Below are 680 nucleotides of genomic sequence, written 5' to 3' on the forward strand. Positions count from 1 at the left end.
TCTTCTTCCATATCGGATTCATCATAAATCGGGAATTCTGGAGTCTTGTCTAACAATTCAGCTGTCGCGTCCAAAAGAGTCGCCAACCCTTGCTTGGTCAATCCAGAAATTGGGAAGATGGCTGGAAGTTCCTCAAACTCGTCGTAGTTTGCTGCTAACTTTTCCTTGAAAGTTTTCAGATTTTCCTGACTTTCAGGCATATCCATCTTGTTGGCCACAATGATCTGTGGACGTTCCATGAGACGAAGGTTATAGGATTCCAATTCCTTATTGATAGCAAGGTAGTCCTCATAAGGATCACGTCCTTCGCTAGCTGACATATCGATGACATGGAGGATAACTCGAGTGCGTTCGATATGACGAAGAAACTGGGTTCCAAGACCAACACCTTGACTAGCACCTTCAATCAAACCTGGAAGATCTGCTACTGCAAAAGATTCACCTGACTGCGTACGAACCATACCTAAATTAGGGACAATCGTCGTAAAGTGGTAAGCACCGATCTTAGGTTTAGCTGAAGTGATGACACTAAGCAAAGTTGACTTTCCGACAGATGGGAAACCGACCAAGCCGACATCCGCTAGGATCTTCAATTCCAGTTGCAACTCACGTTCTTGACCTGGCTCTCCATTCTCAGAGATTTCAGGTGCAGGATTTTTGGGAGTGGCAAAACGGATATT

The 680-nt window shown here is 44.7% G+C and carries 1 protein-coding gene; it reads right to left on the reverse strand.

The genetic code is table 11. The features are described from left to right. Positions 1-680, reverse strand: a 680-nt coding sequence (locus GMD1S_RS08605; protein ID WP_000293430.1) for an Obg family GTPase, incomplete at both ends; no start/stop codon positions are given.

Source organism: Streptococcus sp. GMD1S, assembly GCF_000296875.1.
In the GTDB taxonomy this organism is placed as follows: domain Bacteria; phylum Bacillota; class Bacilli; order Lactobacillales; family Streptococcaceae; genus Streptococcus.